The organism is Janthinobacterium sp. SUN128, from assembly GCF_030587275.1.
Classification (GTDB): Bacteria; Pseudomonadota; Gammaproteobacteria; order Burkholderiales; family Burkholderiaceae_D; genus Janthinobacterium; species Janthinobacterium lividum.
Map to the genome: position 1 here is coordinate 66368 of NZ_JAPWHY010000003.1, position 22438 is coordinate 88805.

Annotated in this window: 16 protein-coding genes; 6 read left to right on the forward strand and 10 right to left on the reverse strand. The window is 62.2% G+C overall.

All coding sequences use genetic code 11. From position 1 onward, the window contains the following. Positions 1-79 precede the first annotated feature (79 nt). The 3 genes from O3297_RS23020 to O3297_RS23030 form a co-directional block, all read right to left on the reverse strand. A complete protein-coding gene (locus O3297_RS23020; RefSeq protein WP_305050298.1) occupies positions 80-1729 on the reverse strand; it encodes a PAS domain-containing methyl-accepting chemotaxis protein in 1650 nt (549 codons plus the stop codon). Between the two features lie 436 nt (positions 1730-2165). Next, on the reverse strand, positions 2166-4322 hold the full coding sequence (locus O3297_RS23025; RefSeq protein WP_071653749.1) for a DEAD/DEAH box helicase: 2157 nt from the start codon (positions 4320-4322) through the stop codon (positions 2166-2168). 271 nt (positions 4323-4593) lie between these two features. After that, positions 4594-5439: an alpha/beta fold hydrolase gene (locus O3297_RS23030; RefSeq protein WP_092609893.1), complete on the reverse strand. Its 846-nt coding sequence runs from the start codon at positions 5437-5439 to the stop codon at positions 4594-4596. Between the two features lie 135 nt (positions 5440-5574). Between O3297_RS23030 and O3297_RS23035 the strand changes: the two genes are divergently transcribed. Then, entirely contained in the window at positions 5575-7191 is a 1617-nt protein-coding gene (locus O3297_RS23035; RefSeq protein WP_305050300.1) for a M28 family peptidase, read from the forward strand. A 91-nt stretch (positions 7192-7282) separates the two neighbouring features. Here the strand turns inward: O3297_RS23035 and O3297_RS23040 are convergent, their stop codons facing one another. From O3297_RS23040 to O3297_RS23050, 3 genes are all read right to left on the reverse strand, one after another. Beyond that, positions 7283-7699 (reverse strand): SRPBCC family protein, encoded by a 417-nt coding sequence (locus O3297_RS23040; protein WP_092608892.1) that lies wholly within the window; start codon positions 7697-7699, stop codon positions 7283-7285. Between the two features lie 140 nt (positions 7700-7839). Further along, positions 7840-8538, reverse strand: coding sequence for a dienelactone hydrolase family protein (locus O3297_RS23045; RefSeq protein WP_305050302.1), 699 nt, complete (start codon positions 8536-8538; stop codon positions 7840-7842). Positions 8539-8787: 249 nt separating this feature from the next. Beyond that, the gene (locus O3297_RS23050) at positions 8788-11907 is read right to left on the reverse strand and encodes a DUF6701 domain-containing protein (RefSeq protein ID WP_305050303.1); all 3120 of its coding nucleotides are present in this window, start codon (positions 11905-11907) and stop codon (positions 8788-8790) included. A 154-nt stretch (positions 11908-12061) separates the two neighbouring features. Here O3297_RS23050 and O3297_RS23055 point away from each other — a divergent pair, with 154 nt between their 5' ends. Further along, positions 12062-13066, forward strand: a complete 1005-nt coding sequence (locus tag O3297_RS23055) for a GlxA family transcriptional regulator (RefSeq protein ID WP_151092413.1) — start codon at positions 12062-12064, stop codon at positions 13064-13066. Between the two features lie 12 nt (positions 13067-13078). Here O3297_RS23055 and O3297_RS23060 read toward each other — a convergent pair whose 3' ends face one another. Together O3297_RS23060 and O3297_RS23065 are read right to left on the reverse strand one after the other, a co-directional pair. Beyond that, a complete protein-coding gene (locus O3297_RS23060; RefSeq protein ID WP_034784311.1) occupies positions 13079-13312 on the reverse strand; it encodes a hypothetical protein in 234 nt (77 codons plus the stop codon). Positions 13313-13437: 125 nt separating this feature from the next. Then, positions 13438-14544 (reverse strand): S-(hydroxymethyl)glutathione dehydrogenase/class III alcohol dehydrogenase, encoded by a 1107-nt coding sequence (locus O3297_RS23065; protein WP_034784313.1) that lies wholly within the window; start codon positions 14542-14544, stop codon positions 13438-13440. Between the two features lie 245 nt (positions 14545-14789). On the opposite strand from O3297_RS23065, the gene O3297_RS23070 reads away from it, so the two are divergent. The 3 genes from O3297_RS23070 (at position 14790) to O3297_RS23080 (ending at position 17652) form a co-directional block, all read left to right on the forward strand. Continuing rightward, the gene (locus O3297_RS23070) at positions 14790-16238 is read left to right on the forward strand and encodes a sorbosone dehydrogenase family protein (RefSeq protein WP_305050306.1); all 1449 of its coding nucleotides are present in this window, start codon (positions 14790-14792) and stop codon (positions 16236-16238) included. A gap of 131 nt (positions 16239-16369) precedes the next feature. Further along, entirely contained in the window at positions 16370-16813 is a 444-nt protein-coding gene (locus O3297_RS23075) for a thioesterase family protein (protein ID WP_034784316.1), read from the forward strand. A 41-nt stretch (positions 16814-16854) separates the two neighbouring features. Further along, the gene (locus O3297_RS23080) at positions 16855-17652 is read left to right on the forward strand and encodes an ABC transporter substrate-binding protein (RefSeq protein ID WP_305050307.1); all 798 of its coding nucleotides are present in this window, start codon (positions 16855-16857) and stop codon (positions 17650-17652) included. Positions 17653-17681: 29 nt separating this feature from the next. On the opposite strand, the gene O3297_RS23085 is transcribed toward O3297_RS23080, so the two are convergent. Beyond that, positions 17682-18185 (reverse strand): DUF3016 domain-containing protein, encoded by a 504-nt coding sequence (locus O3297_RS23085; protein ID WP_305050308.1) that lies wholly within the window; start codon positions 18183-18185, stop codon positions 17682-17684. A 436-nt stretch (positions 18186-18621) separates the two neighbouring features. Here O3297_RS23085 and O3297_RS23090 point away from each other — a divergent pair, with 436 nt between their 5' ends. Then, positions 18622-20127 carry a DUF3369 domain-containing protein gene (locus tag O3297_RS23090; protein WP_070259910.1) on the forward strand — a complete coding sequence of 502 codons (1506 nt, stop codon included), beginning with the start codon at positions 18622-18624 and terminating at the stop codon, positions 20125-20127. A gap of 245 nt (positions 20128-20372) precedes the next feature. Here O3297_RS23090 and O3297_RS23095 read toward each other — a convergent pair whose 3' ends face one another. Next, positions 20373-22316: a GAF domain-containing sensor histidine kinase gene (locus O3297_RS23095; RefSeq protein WP_151092405.1), complete on the reverse strand. Its 1944-nt coding sequence runs from the start codon at positions 22314-22316 to the stop codon at positions 20373-20375. Positions 22317-22438 lie beyond the last annotated feature (122 nt).

Genomic DNA, 22438 nt, shown 5'->3' on the forward strand with positions numbered 1-22438 from the left:
CTACCCAAAAAACAAACTGGGGTCGTACCCTGAGGACTCGGCGTCCCCGTACGACCCCGGTCTTTCGCCGTTGGGGTAATTAGCGTGCTTTCAGCAAGGCCCGCGACGCCACGCTGGGACTACGCCCCACGCCGGCAACCTTGCGCTTGGGCGACGCCTTCAATTTGAAGATGCCGATCGACTGGGCCACGCTGTCGGTGCGCTGCGCCAGGTTGGTGGCGGCCGCCGCCGCCTGCTCCACCAGCGCCGCATTCTGCTGCGTGATGCCATCCATGTGGATGACGGCCTGGTTGACTTGCCCGATGCCCTGGTTCTGCTCGCGCGTGGTGGAGGAAATCTCGTCCATCACTTCCGTCACGCGGGCCACCGAGGCGATCACTTCCGTCATGGTGGCGCCCGCATTGCTGGTCAGCACGCTACCCGCGTTCACGGTGGCGATCGAATGGTCGATCAGGTTTTTCACCTCTTTTGCGGCCGTCGCCGAGCGCTGCGCCAGGCTGCGCACTTCACCGGCCACGACGGCGAAGCCGCGGCCATGTTCGCCCGCGCGCGCCGCTTCCACGGCCGCGTTCAAGGCGAGGATATTCGTCTGGAAGGCGATGCCGTCGATGAGGCCGATGATGTCGAGAATCTTGCGCGACGACGTGCTGATCTCGTCCATCGTGGTGACCACTTCGCTGACGATGGTGCCGCCCTTGGCCGCGACGGTCGACGCCTGCGCCGCCAGGTCATTGGCCGTGGCCACGTGGTCGGCGCTGTTTTGCACCGTGGAGGTCAGCTCTTCCATGCTGGCCGCCGTCTGCTCCAGACTGGACGCCTGCGATTCCGTGCGGCTGGACAGGTCCATATTGCCCGTGGCGATCTCCGCCGTGGTGATGCGAATATCCTCGAAGTTGGCGCGCACGTCGCCGATGATGCTGTGCAGGTTGATGTTGGTCTGGCGCAAGGCCGCCATCAATTGCCCCATGTCGTCGTCGCGCACCTTGTCGATGACGCCCGTCAAGTCGCCGCCCGCCATCTTGCGCGCCACGGTGATGGCGTCGCCCAGCGGTGCAACGAGGGAATTGTGCAGATGGGCCCAGAAATACAGCATCAGCGCCACGGCCGCGGCGGCAGCGCCGCTGAGCCAGCTGCGCGTGGCCATGCTCGTGTCACCGTCGATATTCCACACGGCGCAGCCGAGGATGGCCAGCACCACGCCAAACACGATGCAATGCAGGGCCAGGTCTTGCGACAGGCTCAGCTTGCGCCACTCGGCCAGCTTGGCGGCCCAGCCCTGGCGCACGACGCGGCCATTGCGGATCGCCAGGTTGGCACTATTGCCGTCCTTGAAACTTTTATACAGGGCTGCCGCTTCATTGATCTGCTCGCGCGTGGGCTTGGTGCGCACGGACATATAGCCGATCGGGCGGCCGTTTTCGATGACGGGCGTGATATTGGCGAAGACCCAGTAGAAATCGCCATTCTTGCAGCGGTTCTTGACCATGCCGGTCCATGGCATGCCCGTCTTGATGGTGTCCCACAGGTCGGCAAACGCTTCGGCCGGCATATCGGGATGACGCAAGATATTCTGTGGCGCACCCAGCAATTCCATTTCTGAAAAACCGCTGACTTCAATGAAATACTGATTGGCGTAATTGATGTTTCCCTGTAAATCCGTGGTGGAAACAATCGTCATGCCTTCATTTAATACGTATTCATTTTGCGTGATAGGTGTATTGACCCGCATCGTCGCTCCTCTATTTTTTTTCAACTAGCATAACAAAAACATAAAAACAATATACCACATCAAGCACCCATGATATATCGCCTCGGCGACAGTGACGCCAGTCAAATAATTTAATAAAAGCCAATTCATTTATGTTTTAGAATTTACTTTGATTCAACTTGATTGATTTTATTGAATGTAAAATTTAAATTGCGCGCATACAAAATAATTAATAAAAAATTATGTATCGATGCACCAGCCGATAAATACGCTGCTTGTGCCGATAAAAATGCGCAGAGGGGCATGCCAATTACCGGCACATGGCGGCGCCAGTTGCCAACCATAACGCGGCAACCATGTTCATTTCTTGAGGGAAAATAAAAACTGGCGCGAATGCGCCAGTGGGGGAACTGTCTCCAATCCGCGACACAGGCGCCGGAGCGCCCGTGGGAATGGCTTACTTGTACGTTTTACGGGGTGGCGACTTCGGACGCGGTGGCGCAGGCTTGCGCTCCGTCGTGCCATCGTCAAGACTGATGCGCAGTTTCTGGCCCGAGACCACGACCGATTTCAGGTGGTCGAGGATTTCCGGCGGCATGCCTTCCGGCAGGTCCAGCACGCTGTAGTTGTCAAAGATATCGATGCGGCCGATATGCTTGGCTTCCAGGTTCGCTTCGTTGGCGATGGCGCCGACGATGTTGCTTGGCGTTACGGCATGCTCGCGGCCCACTTCGATGCGGTAGGCCGTCACGCCTGGGCGTGGACGTTCCTTCTTCGGCGCGCGCGGGGCAACTTCGCCCGCGTCCGCCGGCGCATCCTTGAACGCTGGCGCGGACTTGGCGGCAAACGGCTTGCGTGGCGCGGCTGGCGGCGCCAGATCCGGCGCGTCGCCGTCGCGGCTGATGCGCAGCTGCTGGCCCGCCACCCACACGGTTTTCAGCTGGTCCAGCAATTCTTTCGGCATGCTGTCCGGCAAGTCCAGGACGCTGTAATCGTCATAGATTTCGATGCGGCCGATGTTTTTCGAATCGATGCCCGCTTCGTTGGCGATGGCGCCCACGATATTGCCCGGCTTCACGCCATGCTGATGACCGACTTCGATGCGGAAGGTTTGCATGCCGGCGTCGGCTGGACGCTGGATGCGTTCCTTTTTCGGAAAGGCCGGGCGTTCGCCACGGTCGCTGCGCTCGTTACGGTCGAAGCGGTCGCCCCGTTCCGGACGGTCGTTGCGTTCGAAGCGGTCTTGGCGCACGGGACGGTCGTCCTGCCACGTGGCTTGCTCGCGCGCCTTGTTCTTGTCCAGCAGCAGAGGCACATTGCCACGCGCCATCTTCGCCAGGGCGGCGGCGATTTCGATGGCGGGAATGTTCTGTTCGCGTTCGAAATCCTCGATCAGCGACTGGAACTGTTCCAGTTCGCCCAGGGCCAGGGTTTCGCTGATCTGTTCCTTGAACTTGGCGATACGCACGTCGTTGACGGCCTGGATCGTCGGCAGTTCCAGCATGCCGATAGGCTGGCGGGTCGAGCGTTCGATGGCTTTCAACAGGTTCTTTTCACGCGGGGTGATGAACAGGATCGCTTCGCCGCTGCGGCCGGCGCGGCCCGTACGGCCGATGCGGTGGGTGTAGCTTTCCGGATCGTGCGGCACGTCATAGTTGACGACGTGGCTGATGCGCTCGACGTCCAGGCCGCGGGCGGCCACGTCGGTTGCCACGAGGATGTCGATCTTGCCGTCTTTCAACTGCTGGATCGTGCGCTCGCGCTGGGCTTGCTGAATGTCGCCATTGATGGCGGCAGCCGAGAAGCCACGCGCTTGCAGCTTGCCGGCCAGCTCTTCCGTGCCCAGCTTGGTGCGGGCGAAGATGATCATGCCGTCAAACGCTTCCGCTTCCAGGATGCGGGTCAGCGCGTCGAGCTTGTGCATGCCCGACACCAGCCAGTAGCGCTGGCGGATGTTGTCGGCCGTGCCCGTCTTGGCGGCAACCGTCACTTCGGCCGGGTTCACCAGGTAGGTCGTGGCGATGCGCTTGATGACGGAAGGCATGGTGGCCGAGAACAGGGCCGTTTGATGGCCTTCAGGCGTTTCTTGCAAGATGCGTTCGACATCGTCGATAAAGCCCATGCGCAGCATTTCATCGGCTTCGTCCAGCACCAGGGTCTTCAGTTTGGACAGGTCGAGCGAACCCTTGTCCAAGTGATCGATGACGCGGCCAGGGGTGCCGACGACGACGTGCACGCCGCGGCGCAGGGCCGACAGTTGCGGGCCGTAGCTTTGGCCGCCGTAGATCGGCAGCACGTGGAAGCCGGGGATGTGGGCGGCATACACCTGGAACGCTTCGGCGACCTGGATGGCCAGTTCGCGCGTCGGTGCCAGGACCAGGGCTTGGGGTGAGCTTTGTTTCAGATCGATGCGCGACAGGATCGGCAAAGCGAAGGCGGCGGTTTTACCCGTGCCTGTTTGCGCCTGGCCCAGCACGTCGCGGTTCGCGAGCAATAATGGAATCGTGGCCGCCTGGATAGGCGACGGTGTTTCGTAACCGACATCCTTGAGCGCGCGAATCAGCGGCTCGCTCAGGTTAAGGTCGGAAAATAAGGAAATTGGTGTATCAGACATGAAATCACTCACAAGTTCGCTCGAATCGCCCAATGCGAAAGAGTGTATCTGCTAGTTTACTCTTTACTGGACCTTACCGGGTGGCCGCATGCCGCAGAACGCCGTTTTTTGCGCCATATCTACGTAAAAACGCCAGAAAAATCGGCGATCCGCACGCATTTGGCGCGTGATTTTGCCAACATTAAACGATACACAACAATCTGCGGCCTGCGCCTGTTCTGCGTGGCAACAGCTACGGCGGGCGCCTCGAGACGATGGCGCCCGCCCCGTTTCAGGTGCGCAAGAACTCCAGCAAGTCCTCGTTCAGCCGGTCCTTGTGCGTCGTCGCCAGGCCATGCGGCGCGCCCGCATACACGAGCAGTTTGCTGCCGATAATGAGCTCGGCAGTGCGCCGCGCCGAGGCGGCGATCGGCACGATCTGGTCGTCGTCGCCGTGGATCACCAGGGTCGGCACGTCGAATCTGGCCAGGTCGGCCGTAAAGTCCGTCTCGGAAAATTGCTTGATGCACAGGTAGGCGGCCGGCATGCCCGCCTGCATGCCTTGCCGCCAAAAACTGTCGCGCACGCCCTGCGACGGGGTGGCGCCGGGCCGGTTGTAGCCATAGAAGGCCTCGCTCAAGTCGCGGAAAAATTGGCTGCGGTCCGCCTGCACGCCGGCGCGGATGTCATCAAAAACGGATAGCGGCAAGCCCAGCGGGTTCTCCGCGGTTTGCAGCATCAGCGGCGGCACGGCGCCCACCAGCACGGCGCCGGCCAGGCGCTGCGTGCCATGGCGGCCGATGTAGCGGGCCACTTCGCCGCCGCCCGTCGAGTGGCCCACGAGGGTGGCGCCCGTCAAATCCAGTGCGGCGATCAAGGCGGCCAGGTCGTCGGCATAGGTATCCATGTCGTTGCCGTCGAACGGCTGGCTGGAGCGGCCATGGCCGCGCCGGTCGTGCGCGATGACGCGGTAGCCGCGCGAGGCCAGATAAAACATCTGGTCTTCCCACGCGTCGGACGACAATGGCCAGCCGTGGCTGAAGACGACGGGCGGGCCGCTGCCCCAGTCCTTGTAGTAGATCAGGGTGCCGTCGGCGGTACGCAGGGTATTGCTCGATTGCAAGTCAGGGGTAGTCATGGAACGCTCCTTGTCGGTGGACCAGCAGCCATTGTGGCCGCAATCGCCTTGCGCGCGCCGCGCGCTACGCCAGAGCATTGCGGTAGAGTAAGATTGCCGCTGCTTTGTTTTCCCGTATTCACTTTTGGAGTTGCCATGCGTTTTCCCTTCGTCCTCGCCGCCAGCCTGTTCAGCACGGCCGTCCTCGCCCAACCGCTCGTTACCGAAGCGCCCCTGCGCGCCCACCTGTCCTTCCTGGCCGACGATTTGCTCGAAGGACGCGGCACGGGCCAGCGCGGCGGCGACCTAGCCGTGCGCTACCTGGAAACGCAGGCGGCCGTGGCCGGCTTGCAACCCTTGCCGGACGGCACATATCGCCAGGCGCTGACCATCGTCGGCAGCAAGGCTTTGCCATCGAGCAAGGTGACCTTCAGCGCGGGCGGCAAGACCTTGTCTCCCGCCTTCGGCCAGGACATCGTCTTCGGCGCGGCGAATGGCCAGGAAAAAGTGGCGTTCGACGCGCCCGTCGTGTTCGCCGGCTACGGCATCCGCGCGCCAGAGGAACGCTGGGACGATTTCAAGGGCGTCGACCTGAAAGGCAAGCTCGTCATCATGATGGTCAACGACCCGCAACCGACAGCAGCCGAACCGAACCGCTTTGCCGGCAAGTCGCTGACCTGGTACGGCCGCTGGGTCTACAAGTACGAGGAAGCGCTGCGCCAGGGCGCCGCCGGCGTGCTGCTGATCCATACGACGGCATCGGCCTCGTACCCATGGTCGGTGCCGGCCAACGGTTTCGGCCATGAGCGCTTCAACCTGGCCGGCGCGGGCAATGCCATGGAAGGCTGGCTGCAGGAAGACCTGGCGCGCACGCTGTTCCAGGCCAGCGGACAGGACCTGGACGCCTTGCGCGCGCAGGCGGAAACGCGCGCATTCCGCCCCGTGGCCCTGAACGCCACGGTCAAGGTGCAATTGAACAGCCAGATCCGCAGCATCGAGCAATTCAACGTGGCAGGCATCGTGCCGGGCACGGATCCGAAACTCAAGGACGAAGCCGTGATCTACTCGGCCCACTGGGACCACCTGGGCAAGGATGACGAAGGCAGCCAACGCGCCGGACAAAGCGACCATATCTACAACGGCGCCATCGACAACGCTTCGGGCGCGGCGGCCCTGCTGGCCATGGCGCAAGTGGCCGTGAAACAACCGGCGCGCCGCACGCAAATCTTCCTGTGGCCGGCCGGCGAAGAAACGGGCATGCTGGGCAGCACGGCCTATACGCGCAAGCCCCTGTGGCCACTGGCCAAGACGGCAGCCGACCTGAACCTCGACAGCATGAATTTCGTCGGCAAGACGCACGACATCGGCGTGGCCGGCGCCGAGCGCAGCAGCCTGTACGCGAGTGCCGCCAAGGTCGCCAAGCGCATGGGCCTACGCCTGGCGCCCACCATTCCAGACCTGTCCGGCGCGTTTTACCGGGCCGACCATTTTGCCTTCGCCAAGGCCGGCGTACCCGCCTTCAACGTGGGCTCGGCCGTGTTCTCCGGCGATGGTTCTTTCGATTTCCTCAAGGACCCGAAAGCATCGAGCGAGCGCCTGGTGGCCTTTAAAAAGGATTACCACCAGGTGACGGACGAGTACAACCCGTCATGGGACCTGTCGGGCATGGTGCAGCAGGCGCAATTCACCCTGAATCTGGGCTATGAAGTGGCGAATGACAAGAATTTGCCTACATGGAACAAGGGCGAGGCGTTTGGAAAAGTAAAACGGTAAGCAGATAGCGGTGAACTAACCCGCAAAGCAAAAAAGGCCGGGGTCAGACCCTCAGGGTCTGCCCCCAGTATTTGCCGTTAGCCCTGGCAAATCAAATTGCCATGATGCGTTTCAGGTCCACGAACGCGGTTTCGTACAAATGTTGAAACGCGCCGGTCATGACTTCTTCCACGCCTTCGGCCGCGTCGAACTCGCTCGACCATTGCGCCACGCAGGAAGCGCCGCCCGGTTCGCCCGTGACGCGCAAAGTAGAACGGTAGTTCTTGACGGGGATCGGGCCCGAAACGATGGTGTAGCTGTAGCTCTTGTCCGCTTCGCTGTAGCTTTGCAGGCGTTCGGCGATGATGGCGCCGTCCGTGGTTTTCAGGCGGCGCACGCGGCCGCCGTGCTCGGACAGGCTGGTCTTGATCGAGCTAGACCATTCAGCCAGCGACTGGAAGCCGCCGATAAAATCCCACACGCGTTCGGCGCTTGCCGCCAATGTTACAGAAACAATTACTTGGGCCATCTTTAATTCGGTTCCTCATCCAGGTTTGCCGGGCGCCGTGCCCGGCCGGCCGGAGTTGCCCGGCACAGCCGCTATTTTAACGCCCATGCGGCGTTGCTGCTGGGCGGAAAATAGCAACAGGCCAGCCTGGCGAGGCAGTCTTACAGATTTTCTGCCAGGAAAATCAAGGAATTGCCATGCGCCTGGGCAGCGGCGCGCTGCTGGTAGCTGTCGCGGTGGGTGCAATTGAAACCGTGCTCGGCGCCCGGGTAGATATGGATTTCCACGTCTTGCCGGTCTTCGAAGCGCTCGGCGATCTTTTGCACGGCTTCCGGCGGGATGTGGCTGTCCTGGCCGCCGAAATGCATGAGCAGCGGCACCTGGATCCGGTCAGCCAGGTCCAGCTTGTTCTGGATGCCGCCGCCGTAATAGGCGATGGCGACATCGACCAGACCGGCCGCGGCCGCCTGGAACGACAGCCGGCCGCCGAAGCAGTAGCCGACGGAAGCCAGCTTGCCCGTCACTTCCGGGCGCGCGCGCAGGGCGGCGATGGTGGCCGCGATATCGGCGTCGGCATGCGGATTGTCGGTAGCCTGCATCAGTTCGACGGCGCGCTTCCAGCCGTCCGCGTCATAGCCCAGCTCGATGTGCGCGCCGGCGCGCCAGAACAGGTCGGGTACCAGCACCACGTAGCCATCGGCCGCGTACTGGTCGGCCACGGCGCGGATGTGCTCGTTGACGCCGAAAATTTCCTGCAACAGGATGATGGCGGGGCCCTTGCCCACGTGCGGCACGGCCAGGTAGGCCTGGAAGCTGCCGTCCGGGCCGGCGATATCGATCCACTGCGATGTTGTGCTCATAGAAAACTCCAGTCTGAGGTTGGGGGAATGCCACAGCCAGGCATGTTACTGGTTTTCCCCACTTTCTGCGCCCGCCCTTTGTCCAGGCTTGGAGCCTATCCCATTAGTGAGCGTCCTCTGCTGGCAGTTCATCCGGAGCGCGGACAAGGCGTGAGGAGGACGCGTGGCAAGCCACGCGAAGACGATCAACGCAGTCCCCGCTTCGGAGGGGCGACAGCGGAGGATGTATTCATCTACTGGGACAGGCTCTTAATACATCTCGCGCAGGTAAATCACGGGACCCGACTTGAAGACGCCAAAGACGACGGTGCCCACGGTGCTGGGCAGGTATGCAATGCCGGGCACGGAAACATCGACGCTGCCGCTCTTGCCGACGCCGGGCGCCGCCAGGGTCAGGCGTCTATTCGGCGGCAAGATACCCTTGTCGAACGTATAAGTAATAGTAGTGCCAACGGGGAATGCAAAATCCTTGCACACCAGGGTTTTCTTGCAATTGGCAAACACCACCAGCGTGTTGTCGAACGCACTGATGCTGTCCAGCAGGCTGGTAACCCAGGTCTTGCCATCCCAGTACTGCGCCTGCACCGCCAGGCGTACGGGATAGCGCTCGGAACCGTAGTCATGCGGCACCATCAGGCGGCCCGTGAGCACGGTCAGTTGCGCCTCCATGCCATCGGCCGGCGCCGAGCTCACATTCCCGGCAGCCGGATAGGCATACGTCGCGCGCAGCAGCAGCCCCGTCGGCGATGCCAGTGCTGTCGGCTCCTTGGGCACGGCATAGGCGGCGGGGAAGCTGTAGGCGATGGTACGCGTGGCAAGGCCATTGGTAAAACTGGTGACAGGCACGCCCGTCACGGCCGCAGCTGCTTTTGCCCCATCCGTCAGCGTGCTGCCCGATGGCGCCGTGGGCGGATAGCTGTTCTTCCCCGTGGCCGCGTCATAGGGGACCAGCGACACCTGCGTCGTGTTGATGCCGTCATTCCTGGCGTCGAAGTTCTTCGTCTCATTGCCAGCGGCCGTCTGCGCACGGATGGTCAGATCAAAGGGCTGGCGCGAATACACGGCACGGTCGCCGGCGCATACGAGCGGCGCGCTGCACGGGAAAGGAAACGGCATCTTCACGCCCCCCCCGATGTCCACTTGCTTGATGACCAGTTCCGTCACAAAGTGGTGCGGGTAGAAGAGCACGGTGTCGCTCGGTCCCGGCGACGTCAAGCTGCTGCCCAGATATCCGTTTTGCAGCGCGGCCGTGAAATTGATCTTGCCCACTTCGGGCCAGACCAGCGGCGGCGCCGCGATGACGCCCCCTTTCTTCACGAAATCGAGATCGCCGCTGACCTGCGGATTGACTACGCTTGTGTAGAGCGGCGCCTGCAGATTACGGTCGAGCACGACTTTTTGCACAGCGACACCGCTTTCGTTGCCAAAGTTCTTCGTCACGGCATCGAGCGCGTTGACGGCCGATAACGTGATGGTCGTCCCCGCCACGAGGGGCGCTGCCGCCAGGCCCGCGCGCTGCGTCGGCGCCAGCTTCGTGAACAGAAATTTCTTCGGCGCCACGACGACCGTGCCGCTGCCGTTCATGTCCAAACCTTTGTCGCTGCCGCTGTCCGGCTTGTAGGAGGCTGTCAGGAGCAGCGCTCCCGCATCGGCATACAGCATGTTCGGCTTGGCTACGCCGTCGGCGCCGAACGTCACCGTCACCTTGGTGCTCGACCCGCTGCAGCTGCTCTGGTCGCTGGCCGCCAGGGCAACATAACTATTTTTGGCACTGTCAAAGATGCGCGCAGGCAATGTTCCCTTGTCCGGATTGCTGTACCCGCAACTGAGGTTCAAGTCCTTGGTCTGGCTGGCGAACATGGGCACGCACACGTCCCTGTTGCCGGACGAGGTCTGCAAGGCGCTGATTTCCAGTACGGCCACGTCCTCCGCGTAGCGCGGAACGCCGCTTACCTGGAAGCCGCTGGAAAGAAAGCTGATCTGGCAATTGCTCGTGTTGCCGCCGCTCTTGCACACCAGCGCGCCCGTCGTGGCGGGCGTGCTGACCAGGTTCAGGGTGGCGATGCCCACCGTGGTCTGGCGCACCGTGACATTGGCGTTGACGCCGCTGGTATCGATCTGCGTCGGCACGCCGCCCGGGCTGACGGTAACGCTCACGCCATTCTTGTAGACCGCGCTGCAGCTGGCATCCGCGCAGGCCGTCACCTTCACCGTGGGCACCTGGCAAGTAAGCGCCGTCAGCGGGTGCTCGATCTGGAAATGGTGCAGTCCGCTCAGCGTGCCGGGCCCGCACTTCGGTCCCATCGGTTCATTGAAGGCCCAGCCGCTGTTGTTTGTCACGCAACTGCACGGGTTCGATGGCGTATACGCCTTGCAAGTGATGGTTTGCTGCACCCGGCCCTGCCAGCCCAGGGTGATGTGGTCGACCAGCGCATTGCCCGTGATATACGCGTTGGACGAGTCCAGCGTGACGTTGCCGCCCTCGACATTGCCCTTCACGCCATTGCCGGAGGCGATGCTCAGGGAGCTGGACGCTTTCACGTCGCCCGTGACCAGCAGGCCCGAGGCCTTCAAGTCGATGGTCGGCGACGTCAGGTTGCCCTTTACCTGGCTGCCCGAACCGACTGTCAGCGAGGTACTGGCCGTGATATCGCCCTGCACCTGGCTGTTCGCTGCCTCGATGCTGACGACGGGCGCCTTGGTGGTGCCATTCAGGTTGCTGCCCGAACCGAGGCTGAACGCATTGACAGCCGTCACGTCGCCCGTGATCGACACGCCGGAACTGGTGGTGATGCTGCTGCCGTTGACGGGTCCCGTTATGGTCGAGCTGGAGCCGATGCTGACGTTGCCGCTGGCCTTCACGCTGCCCGTGATCGTGACCTTGGAGTTGCCGCTGATCGAGCCGCCGCTGATGGCGCCATTCAGCGTCGAGCCGGAGGAAATGTCGATATTGCCCGTGGCCGTGATATTGCCCGTCACCTTCACGGGCGTGCCGCCCAGGGAGACGGACGCCGCCGAGATATCGGCCACGAGCACGGTGCCGCCCTGCGCCCCCACCTTGAAATTGCCGCCCTTGGCCGTCAGGCTGCCGCCCGTGATTTTCAGGTTGGGCGGATTGACATTGCCGATGTCGATATTCTTGTTGGCGGTCAGGGCCGCCGTGCCGCTCATGCTCAGGCCCTGGTTGTAGTCGATGCTCACATCGCTGTTGACCGTCACGCCATAGCCGCTGGCGATGACGACGTTGTCGGTGCTGCCCATGATCAGGCTGGCGCAAGTATATTGGTTGCTGGACGCCGGCAGAGTGCAGCCGCTGACGGCGCCGCCATTGAAGTTGAGCGTAACCGCGTGGGCAAGGGATGAGCCCAACAGTAATGTCAGGGCGGCAAAAAGATGGAGTAAGCGCACGATATTCAGGAATCCGATGGGTGGGGAGCCAGCGGGCGCGCGGATTATTTCATGCTAACCTACGCCATCGCCGTTGTTGCATTATGGCAGTATTTATCCCCCTCGCGCATATCGCATGATCAAGCAAAACCCCAAAGAATTCCCCCTGCGCACCGTCGACATCATCGTCTATCCCGGTTTCAAGGCACTCGAAGCCATCGGCGCCATGAAGGTGTTTGACTACGCCAACACCCATTTGCGCCTGCGTAACCTGCCCGGCGGCTACGACGTGCGCATCGCCTCGACGGCCATCGGCCCGGTCGAATCGGACACCCTGATGTCGTTGCACGCCAGCAAGGCGCTCGATGCCAGCCGCTTGCCCGATCTGGCCGTCATCGTCGGCTGCCACCACGTCGAGCAAGTCTTGCAGGACATTCCCGCCCTCGCCGCCTGGGTGGCCGAAGCGGCACCCCGCATCGATACCCTGGCGGCCCTGTGCACGGGCTGCTTCTTCCTGGCCGAGGCGGGCGTGCTTGACGGCAAGAGCGCGGCCACGCACTGGAGCGCCGTGGACAGTTTGCGCCAGCGCTATCCATTGATACAGGTCAATGCCGATGCGATTTTCGTGCGGGAAGGGAAATTCTGGACGTCGGCCGGCGTGACGGCCGGCATCGACCTCGCGCTGGCCCTGGTGGAAGACGATTTCAGCCGCGATATCGCGCTGGAAGTGGCGCGCGACCTGGTGGTGTATTTGAAGCGGCCGGGCGGCCAGTCGCAGTTTTCCGTGCACCTGTCGAGCCAGATGACGACGCATCCGACCATCCGCCAGTTGCAGGGCTGGATCATGGAGCATCTTGCCGAAGAGCTCACCGTGCCGCTGCTGGCGGCCAGGCTGGCCATGAGCGAGCGCAATTTTACGCGCGTATTTCAGCGCGAAACGGGCACCAGTCCCACGGAATTCATCGACACGGCCCGCTTCGAAGTGGCGCGTCGCTTGCTGGAAGACAATGTGTCTTCCTTAAAACAGGTGGCCGTGCAGGCGGGCTTGCATAGCGAAGAGAGGCTGCGCCGCCTGTTTCAAAAGAAACTCGCCATCACGCCGCGCGACTACCGCGAGCGCTTTTCCAGCACGGCACGCTAGGCGCAGCGGGAATCAGCGCGGCTTGCCGTGGCGCACGTGGCGCGTGGCCAGTTGGCGGCTCTGACGGGCCAGCGGCGTAAACAATAGTGCGCACAGCAGATACGTGGCCAGCAGCGCCAGCCAGATGGCGGGCGTGGCAAGGCTGGCGGCATTGCTCCACCACAAGGCCAGCAGGGAAGACAGGGCCGCGCCGAGGAAGACGGGCAGCATGCGGCGCAAGGTCGCGAGGTAGGCAGTGGCAAACATGGACGGCTCCCAAAGCAAGGCGGATGTCTTCACACTAGCAGGGGCAGGCGGCGAAGTACAGCCTGCCGCCCTGCCCCGTCCGTCAAGTGTTGCGCAATACGTACATTCAGCTCAATCCAGCGCGCTTAATACAGCACGACCGAACGGATCGATTCGCCGCTTTTCATCAGGTCGAAGCCCTGGTTGATATCCTCGAGCTTCAGGCGGTGCGTGATCAGGTCGTCAATATTGAGCTTGCCTTCCATATACCAGTCGACGATCTTCGGCACGTCCGTGCGCCCCCGCGCACCGCCGAAGGCCGAACCGCGCCATTCGCGCCCGGTCACCAGCTGGAATGGCCGCGTGGAAATTTCCTGGCCGGCCGCCGCCACGCCGATGATGAAAGACTTGCCCCAGCCCTTGTGCGTGCACTCGAGCGCCTGGCGCATCAGGGTCGTGTTGCCCACGCATTCAAACGAGTAATCGGCGCCGCCATCCGTCAGCTGCACGATGGCGTCGACGACGTTTTCCACCTCGTTCGGGTTGATGAAATGCGTCATGCCGAACTTGCGCGCGATGGCCTGGCGCGCCGGGTTGATGTCGATACCGATGATCTTGTCGGCGCCGACCATCTTCGCCGCCTGGATCACGTTCAGGCCGATGCCGCCCAGGCCGAACACGGCCACGTTGGCGCCCGCCTCGACCTTCGCCGAGAACAGGACAGCGCCCACGCCCGTCGTCACGCCGCAGCCGATGTAGCACACCTTGTCGAACGGCGCGTCGGAGCGGATTTTTGCGAGAGCGATTTCCGGCACGACGATGTAGTTCGAGAAGGTCGATGTGCCCATGTAGTGGAACAGCGGCTGGCCATTCAGCGAGAAGCGGCTGGTGGCGTCCGGCATCAGGCCGCGGCCCTGCGTGGAACGGATGGCCTGGCACAGGTTCGTCTTTTGCGACAGGCAGAACTTGCACTGGCGGCATTCCGGCGTGTACAGGGGAATGACGTGGTCATCCTTTTTCAGGGTGGTCACGCCCGGGCCCACGTCGACGACGACGCCGGCGCCTTCATGGCCGAGGATGGCGGGGAAGATGCCTTCCGGGTCGGCGCCGGACAGGGTGTAGTAATCGGTGTGGCAAATGCCCGTGGCTTTCAGCTCGACCAGCACTTCGCCGGCGCGCGGGCCAGCCAGGTCGACTTCTTCGATGGTCAGCGGGGCGCCCGCCTTCCAGGCAATCGCGGCTTTGGTTTTCATGTGTGTCATTCCTGCTCGGTTTCAGATGCGCCATTATCGGGCGGCTGCGGGCGCGGCGGTACCGCTGGACCCGCGCTTGTCTGAAAACGCGGCGCATTTGTCCGATGCCGCCGCACGGTGCAGCAGCGCACGGAAGTGCGGCCGCCACGCGGGGTATGCTTGCGCAAGCTCAATCATGCCGACGCCAAAACGCGCATTCTTGCAGCAAACCTAGCGCCATACCGAGCAGCCAGCAGGAGACTGACATGCGCCACGTCCTATCCCGGTTTTCCCCTGCCTGGCCAGCCTTGCTGCTGGCCTGCTGCCTGAGCCTGCTGACATCGTGTGGCGGGGGCGGCGGCCACCATCCGCCTGCCGCCGGCACCGGCAGCCTGAATGTCAGCATCGGCGGCTTGCCGGCCGGCGTGGCGGGCGCCGTCACGGTGGGCGGGCCCGCGTCATACAGCAAGGCGCTGACGGCGAGCACCACGCTCACCGGCCTGGCGCCCGGCGCCTACACGCTCAGCGCCGCCAGCGTGGCGCAAGGCACGGGGACGCTGGCGCCCACGCCCGTCACGCAGCAGGTGCAAGTCAATGCGGGGGAGACGGCCAGCGCCAGCGTCCTGTATGCGGCCGCCACGCCGCTGGCCCTGGGGCTGCAGGAAGTGGCCAGCGGCTTGAGCGCGCCCATCTTCCTCACGGCGCCGCCCGGCGACAGCCGTTTGTTCATCATCGAACGGGCCGGCCGCATCCGCGTGATGCAAAATGGCAACCTGCTGGCCACGCCCTTCCTCGACATCAGTACGATCACCACCACGAGCGGCGAACGGGGCCTACTGTCGCTGGCCTTCCATCCGCAATACGCCAGCAATGGCTATTTCTTCCTGTATTACACCAACCTGGCCGGCGATATCGTCATCGAGCGGCGGCAAGTGTCGGCTGGCAACGCCAACGTGGCCGATCCCCTGTCCGCGCTGACCATCCTGACGATTGCCCACCCCACGTTCAGCAACCACTATGGCGGCTTGCTCAGCTTTGGACTGGACGGCTATCTGTATGCGGGCACGGGCGACGGCGGCAGCGCGGGCGACCCGCCCGGCAATGCGCAAAACACCAACGTGCTCTTGGGAAAACTGCTGCGCCTGGACGTCAACGCCAGCAGCGTCGCCCAACCGTATGCCATTCCGCCGGGCAACCCATTTGCGGCGGCAGGCGGGCGCCCTGAAATCTGGGCCTACGGCTTGCGCAACCCGTGGCGCTACGCTTTCGATGTGCCGGCCCAGCTGCTGTACCTCGCCGACGTGGGCCAGGGCAACTGGGAAGAGGTCGATGTGCGTCCCGTGGGCCAGGCGGGCAACAACTATGGCTGGAACATCATGGAAGGCGCGCACTGCTACAACAGTGCCAGCTGCAACCAGGCGGGGCTGGTCCTGCCCGCCATCGAATACGGCCACGATGCGGCCGGCGGCTGCTCGATCACGGGCGGCTATGTGTACCGGGGGGCGGCCTTGCCGGAGCTGGCGGGGCAGTACCTGTATTCGGACTACTGCAGCGGCTGGCTGAAGAGTTTCAGCTACAGCAATGGCACGGCATCGGCCGTGACAGACTGGGGCATCGCGAACGTGGGCAACATCCTGTCGTTTGGCCAGGATGGTCAAAACGAGCTGTACATGCTGAGCGGCACGGGCAAGGTGTACAAGATCGTCCGTAAATAGGCGTACGCAAACCTGCGTGCCAGTGCAGCGGACGGCACGCACGCGGCTGAGGGCATTTTTCGACGGGACGCGGGGAACCGGCTAGAATTGACATTTCCGCCGCGCCCTGCGCATCAGACCAAGAGAACACCATGGCCCGTTTGAAACTTGAATTTCCTGAAGACCAGTACTGCTATTCCTCGCAACTGACGGTACGCACGACGGACATCAATGCCGGCAACCATCTCGGCAACGATTCCATGATTTCCATGATTTCCGAGGCGCGCGCCCGCTTCCTGTTCGAATATGGCGTGCGCGACATCGAAGCGGACGGCACCGGCATCATCGTCACCGACCTGGCCACCACCTACCGCGCCGAAGCCCATGCGCGCGACCAGCTGCTGTTCGAAGTGGGCGTCATGGATTTCAACAAGTATGGCGGCGACATCACCTTCCGCATCACGCGCCCGCGCGACAACACCCTGATCGCCATGGCCAAGTCCGGTTTTGTGTTCTTCAACTATAAGCTCAGCCAGGTCGTGCCCATGGCGGAAGATTTCGGCAGCAAGTTCCCACAGGTAAACTGGATCGACTGAGGCGCGGTACATTCTGGCCATCATCCTGTATGCTTATCAGGATGACATGCAAAATCAATCTGCGCCACGCCGGCGCCTGCCTGCTGGCCGCCTGCGCGATGGCGGCACCCGGCATCGGCCATGCCGCGCCGCAAACCGTCATCCTGTACGGCGACGACGATTATGCACCGTACAGCTATGTGGAAAACGGCGTTTTCAAGGGCATGTATATCGACATCCTGCGCCTGGCAGCCAGTGCGATGCCCGATTACCGGCTGGAACTGCAGCCACGCCCCTGGAAACGGGGGCTAGCCGCGCTGGAAAAGGGCCAGGTTTTCGGCCTGTTTCCACCCGGACGCAAAACGGAACGGCCGTACGTACAACCGTATTCGGCCATGCTGTACCGCGAATCAGTGGTCCTGTTTTGCCATGATGCCGTCATGCGCACGCCGCGCACGCGGTTTCCCGCCGACTTTGCCGGCCTGACCATCGGCGTCAATACAGGATTTTTGCTCTCGGAAAAACTGATGGCGCCGGCCCGCGAGGGGCTGCTGCGCCTGGAAGCGGCCAAAGGCAATGAAGCCAACCTGAAAAAACTGGCCTTGCGGCGCATCGATTGCTACGCCAGCGACCGTGGCGCTGCACGCCATACGGCGCGCCAGCTGCAAGGTGAACTGGGCAGCTACGGCTTTCAATTGCACGAAGTGCTGGAATTGTCGTCCGAAGCCACCTATATCGCCTACAGCGCGCGCAACACCCCGGCCTACAAGGCCGACTTCGTTGTGCAGATGAATGCCGCCCTGCTGGCCCTGCGGCAGAACGGCCAGCTGGCGCGCATCGAACAGGCTTATTTGCGTTGATCAGCCCGGCACTTCGCGTGGCGGCAAGGTCATTTGCGTGCCGGACGCTTCACTTGCGTGCCGAACGTGCTCGAGAACCAGTCGTCGATCATCTGTTTCTCGTAACGCAGCTTGTCGCCGCTGGAATAGCGGTTGATGCGCGTCAGATAGGACATATCGGACAGAGCCGCATCGGCGCTACCGATGACCTTGCCATCTTGCTCCAGCACATAGTGCAAGCGCATGCGCGGCCAATCGGCCCCGCCGGTCATCACGCGGAAATCCTGGGTGGCGCGCAGTGAGGGATTTTCACGGCCAGCCATGTCCAGATCCGTCACATCGATCTTCAGGGTTTGCCCAGGCTTGAGCGACTCTCCCAGTTTCTCGAAATGCGCCGTCAAGTCCTTGAGCACTTTCTCACGCTCCGTCTGATCGAAAGACAGGTCCGTGAATTGTTCCGGCTTGGTGAAATGCACTTCCGTGCCCGCCCAGGCGGCGCTGCTCGCCAGCAAGGCAAGACCAGCAATGAAGGTACGCGTCGTTTTCGTTGTCATGATGAGTCCTTTCAGGAATGTGGATGGCGCTCCGGCCATTTTTTACGTTTTAATATAGCGCGATGCGTTTCATTCTAAAGAGAAACTAATACATTGTTACTTTTCTTGCGCAGTGTAACGAACATGGCGCAGACCACAGACTTTTTTTCCAGATTCATTGGCAATATTAATTAAAACAAAGTATTGTCTTGAACATATAGTTGCCTAAGCGATAAAGTATACATCGTGTCGCCAGCATGGATTTAAAGTGCTTTTTTGATATACATGTTGCATGAATTTAGTCAATTATTCTTGCTTGTTGTTAATACTTGGCTGTCAGTCTACAATCGATAAAATGCGCCCGAAAAACGCGCAACGCCAGTAGTGGCGCACAGGCTAGCCTGGCGCGGGCGTCTCAGCATTGCGTCAGTTATGCCTTTTAGCGGAACTCGCCCTTATGTCATTTTTGTCTTCAGCCTCACCCAAGTTACCTCCCTGGAAAGTCCTGCTCGTCGATGATGAACCCGACATCCACGACATCACCAAACTGACGCTGAGCCGTTTTCGCCTGGAAGGCCGCGCCCTGAGTTTCGTGCATGCATACAGCGGCGCCGAGGCCAAGCAGGTGCTGGCGCGCGAAGAAGACATCGCGCTGGTGTTTCTCGACGTGGTGATGGAACGCGAAGACAGCGGCCTGGAAGTGGCGCGCTGGATGCGCGAAGACCTCGGCAACCAGTTTACGCGCATCGTGCTGCGCACGGGACAGCCGGGACAGGCGCCGGAAGAACGGGTGATCGTCAACTACGACATCAACGACTACAAGGAAAAGACGGAACTGGACCGCACCAAGCTGTTCACCACCACCTTTGCCGCCCTGCGCGCCTACCGCGACATCATGAAGGTGGAAGAGGCACGCCAGGCCCAGCTCCATTACCGCGAGGGGCTCGAGCGCGTCATCGCCGCCTCGGCGCACATTTTCAAGCAGCGCAACCTGCGCGACTTCGCCAGCGGCCTGCTGCAGCAAGTCGTCGCCCTGCTGCGCCTGGAAACGAGCATGCTGCTGCGCCTGCGTGGCGCCAGCGCCATCTCGGGCGAACAGGATTATGAAATCCTCGCGCAGATCGGCGACACGGACGACGGCATCCTCAGCCCGTCCCTGCTGTCACAGCTGGACGATGCCAAGAGCAACAAGATCTCGCGCCTGCATGGCGACACCTATGTCGGCTACTTTCCCAACAGCAGCGGCAAGGCCTCGCTGCTGGTGTTGAAAGGCGTGGAAGAAATTTCCGACCTCGACGCGCAATTGCTGGAAGTCTTCTGTTCCGGCGTGGCGATCGCCTTCGACAACATCCTGCTGACGCAGGAAATCACCGATACCCAGGCCGAGCTGATCCTGCGCCTGGGCGACGTCGTCGAATCGCGCTCGCACGAAGGCGGCAACCACGTGCGCCGCATGGCTGAAGTGTGCCAGCTGCTGGCGCAGGCCTCCGGCATGTCGGAAGAGGAAACCATGGTGCTGCGCCACGCGGCGCCCATGCACGACATCGGCAAGATTTCCACGCCCGACGCCGTGCTGCTCAAACCGGGCAAGCTCGACGCGGCCGAGTGGGAAATCATGAAGCAGCATCCGACGGTGGGCATGTCCATCCTCGACGGCTCACAGCGCCCGCTCTTGAAGGCGGCCGCCGTGATCGCCCACCAGCACCATGAAAAATACGACGGCAGCGGCTACCCGCAGGGCCTGGTCGGCGAGCACATCCACAAATACGCGCGCATCGCCGCCGTGGCCGACGTCTTCGACGCGCTCATGCACAAGCGCTGCTACAAGGACGCCTGGCCCCTGGAGCGCGTGGTGGGCTACCTGCGCGAAGTGAGCGGCAGCCACCTCGATCCGCAGTATGTGGAATTGCTGATTGCAAATCTGGATGAGGCGCTTGCGTTAAATCAACGCTTTCCTGATTAGGGGCCACATTTAACCCAAGTACAAATACCGGGGTCAGACCCTGAGGGTCTGACCCCCGCACGCCAGCGAAACACGTTTCGGCCCAAGCCCCCAACACGGGCATTCCGGGCCAAGCGGACCTGAAAAATGTCGAGGGCAAGGCGCGGCGACGCAGACAGTACGCATGTACGGCAAGGAGCTGCAACGCCGCCATCGGCATTTTCTCAGGCCCGCGTCTCCGGCCCGCTGTTTTCAAGTTTCAAATTTCATGCACTCTTTGGCTCCAGCGGGAAGCGTATCTTGTAATGCAACCCCATCCCCGGCGCGCTGACTACCTTCACCGTGCCGCCCAGCGGCCCCGTCACCAGGTTGTAGAGGATATGCGCGCCCAGGCCGCTGCCGCCCGAGCCCCGCTTCGTCGTGAAGAAGGGGTCGAACAGCTGGCCCAGGGTGGCGCTGTCCATGCCCATGCCGTCGTCGCTGTAGTCGAGTTCCAGCATCTCGCCGGCCGTCCGCACGCTGATCTTGATCTTGCCCGGTTCGCCTTCGGCAAAGCCATGCACGAGTGAGTTGACCACCATGTTCGTGACGATCTGCGAAACGGCGCCCGGATAGCTGCGCAGCTGCACCTCGGGCTGGCAATCGATGTCCACCTTGATCGGCTTGCCCTTGAGCTTGGGCTGCAGCGACAGCAGGATTTCATCGAGGTATTTGCGCAAGTTAAAGCTGCGCAATTCGTCCGACGACTGGTCCACGGCCACCTGCTTGAAGCTGCGCACCAGCGCCGCGGCGCGCTGGGTATTCGTCGTCATGATGCGCAGGGTCTGGTCGATGATGTCGAAAAATTGCCGCAAGCCATCTTCATCGAGCTGGCCCCCTTCCAGGTCTTCGCGCGTGAGCTTCAATTCCTGCACCAGGTGGCTGGTAGCCGTCACGCATATGCCCAGCGGCGTATTGATTTCATGCGCCACGCCCGCCACCAGCCGGCCCAGCGAGGCCAGTTTTTCCTGCCGCACCAGTTCCGACTGCGCTTCCTGCAAGGCGCTCAGGGCGCTGTTCAGGGCCGCGTTCTGCTCTTCCAGCGCTTCCTTGGCCTGGCGCATGGCGTTGTCGGCCTGGATGCGGGCCATCGCCACGGCCACATGGCTGGCCATGAAGGCCAGCACGTCCAGTTCCGCCTGGCCATATACGACGGACGTGTCGTAGCTTTGCACGATGATCACGCCATATTTCCGGTCGCCCAGCAGCATGGGCGCGCCCATCCAGCTGGCGATGCCGACATTGCCCAGCGGCTCGTCCATCTCGCCGCTGGCCACCAGCGCCGCATAGCTGCCAGCATCCAGCAGACAGGCTTGCCGGCGCGCCAGCACATACGAGCTCATGCCGATGCCGTAATGAAAGCGTTTCACGGGTGCCTGCGCATCCTTTTCATCGACGAAATACGGGATCGTGATGTCCTTGTTGTCCGGGTGGTACAGGGCGATGAGGAAATTCTTTGCCGTCACCAGCTCGCTGATGATGGCGTGCAGGCGCGCGTACAGGGTCGTCGCATCGGAAGCCTGCGCCGACAGGTTGGCGATTTCATACAGCGCATGCTGCAGGTTTTCCGCGCGGCGCCGCTCGGCCACCTCGTGCGCCAGCAGGGCCGTGCGCTCCTGCACCGCCTTTTCCAGCCGGTCCATGCTTTGCATGCCTTGCAGCGCGCTCGATACGTGCGTGGCGATCAGCGCGAACAGGGCCTGGTCTTCCAGGCTGAAACGGTGTTGCGCGTCATAGCTCTGGATGACGATGGCGCCCAGCACCTGGTGCTGCTGGTCCAGCAGCGGACAGCCGATCCAGTGCTCGGCCGCCGTGCCGCCGCCCCAGGCGCCGCCGCCGATGGCGCGCATGGCGTCGTCGTCGGCCGTCATCACCAGCTGCTTGCGGTTGACGATGACCCACGCCGTGGGCGACTGCGCGGCGCTGGCCAGGCGCACGCCCTCGTCCGGGTCGGGCGCGGCGTCGAATTCGTCGACAAAATAGGGAAAACGCACGAGGCCGTCGTCACGGTCGCTGAGCGCCACGTAAAAGTTCGCCGCATACATGATGCGTCCCAAGGCTGCATGCACCGCCTGCAGGAATTCACTGATATCGCTGCAGGTGCTCGAGCGCTGCCCGATTTCCAGCAACACGGTCTGGACGGCTTCCAGGCGGCTGAGACGGCTTTCCATGGGTGACTATGTACCTTGTGCAAGTATATGTTCTGAAAATCAATATTATCAGTTCAGCCCAGCCTTGGCACGGCATAAAACGGAGAATCTTGCCTTGAAGCAGAGCAACACACGCCACGCGC